This window comes from Ligilactobacillus sp., from assembly GCF_036846325.1.
Lineage (GTDB): Bacteria > Bacillota > Bacilli > Lactobacillales > Lactobacillaceae > Ligilactobacillus.
Genome location: NZ_DAIUCE010000192.1, coordinates 1 through 1663, shown reverse-complemented (window position 1 = coordinate 1663; position 1663 = coordinate 1). Strand labels below are relative to the sequence as shown.

The 1663-nt window shown below is 43.7% G+C and carries 4 protein-coding genes; all 4 read left to right on the top strand.

The features are described from left to right. On the top strand, window positions 1-346 hold a 346-nt coding region (locus V7Z60_RS10085; protein ID WP_334117674.1), incomplete at its 5' end, for a hypothetical protein. Then, entirely contained in the window at window positions 343-837 is a 495-nt protein-coding gene (locus V7Z60_RS10080; protein WP_334117673.1) for a YcxB family protein, read from the top strand. The genes V7Z60_RS10085 and V7Z60_RS10080, both read left to right, overlap by 4 nt. A 225-nt stretch (window positions 838-1062) precedes the next feature. Further along, window positions 1063-1218 (top strand): histidine phosphatase family protein, encoded by a 156-nt coding sequence (locus V7Z60_RS10300; RefSeq protein ID WP_442918920.1) that lies wholly within the window; start codon window positions 1063-1065, stop codon window positions 1216-1218. Window positions 1219-1301: 83 nt separating this feature from the next. Continuing rightward, window positions 1302-1538, top strand: coding sequence for a histidine phosphatase family protein (locus V7Z60_RS10295; protein WP_442918919.1), 237 nt, complete (start codon window positions 1302-1304; stop codon window positions 1536-1538). Window positions 1539-1663 lie beyond the last annotated feature (125 nt).

Sequence of the window (1663 nt, the reverse complement as noted above, 5' to 3'; positions counted from 1 at the left end):
ATTCTTTGTGCCGCGCAATCTGATAGCGATGATGTGGATTGACGAACGGGGAATCGGGACAACTCATTTTTATGTCAATTTCTACCTGATGACAGGTCAGGTCGTCAGCATAAAGTACCTTATTCGTGCAAGAGCGTTGAAGAAGGATGTTGACCCTTTGATGACAAACATCGGCGTCAAGGCCGTCTTTATGCAGGCTCTGGAAGAATACACCCGGGGAATCGGGATTGTCCATCTTTCGGGAATCACGAAAAGGCCCCTGGATGAGAGACTGCTTGAAAGGGGCGCAGAACTCTTTGAAGAGGATAAACGATATAAAAGGTATGAAACGGGGGATTCTAAATGATTAACTGTCGAGTTGAGGTTACAGAGGAACTGCTTGAAGTCTTAAGGGAGATAATGCTCAGAAGAAACAAGGGCAGGAAAATGGCTGCAGTGGCAGTTACCGGGATTTTGACACTGTATTTTGCATGGCTTGCATTGACGGTTGAGACCGAAAGAACTCTGAGATCCGTTCTTTTTGCAGTGTTTTTCGTAATCACTGTCATGCTTGTCCTAAGCATGCGCGGATACTTCATCGATCAGAGAACGAAGCGCATGGATAGAAATCTGACGTCAGGATACCGGATTTACCATATTGATGAAGACGGAATCGGGTTTGAATCACAGGTCGGCAGCGGAAGAGATTCATGGGATGCCTACAGGGAGTGGGGGGAGTTCAGGAATTATTTCTACTTGAAGAACGTTGCGAACCAGTTTGTGTTGATTGACGAAGATGTGTTGTCCGAGGAAGAAATAAAGGAATTGAGGAGAATCTTCTCTGAAAGAATAGGTTGAGAAGCAATCTGAAAAATGGGGTTGAAGGACAAATAACAAAGTTTTTTCAAGGAAGCAGAAATTCGTGATGTGGCGTTGCGGAAACTTTTTGTCAGAGAGCGTTCCCATAGTCGGGAAATGTATGAGTATTTGAAAAAAATTGCAGCAAAAGGCTGAAAATATTCCTTGATTGAAGCTGACTCGAAGGTTTTATAATAACTGCAGTAATATCTTGGAGGGATTTCTATGAAGACTTTATACATTATGCGACATGGGCAGATGCTGTTTAACGTGCAGCACAAGATTCAGGGTTGGTGCGATGCACCCTTGACTGAAGTCGGAATCAGGCAGGCAGAAGTTGCCGTACGTGCGTCTGAAGGAATGGAACTTCGGAGCATTTGAAGGCAAGGACGAGTGTTTGAATCCACCGTTTCCTTACGGGGATTTCTTTAAGAAATTTCGGTGGCGAAACGCAGGACGAACTGATGCAGCGAATCGTCAGGACGCTGACCGATGTTATGGAAAATGCAGAGGGGCAAAATATTCTGGCAGTTTCTCATGGTGCAGCGTGCGCCAACTTCATTCGATCGTTTGAAGATTATAACATTGCACACTACAAGCGTGGCATCAAAAATTGCGCCATCTTCAAATGTTCGTATGACAATGGCATTTTTTCATGCCGGGAAATCATTAACCATGATTTCAGCGAATTTATGCAGTAAGTGATGACTTCATCGGTTATGCCCGTATAATGGTGTAAATTGATAAAAAAAGAGAGCCAAGTGCTCATCTCCCAGGTATAATTTAAATTAGACAAAAACAAAAAACACCAGGAGGATGAACAATG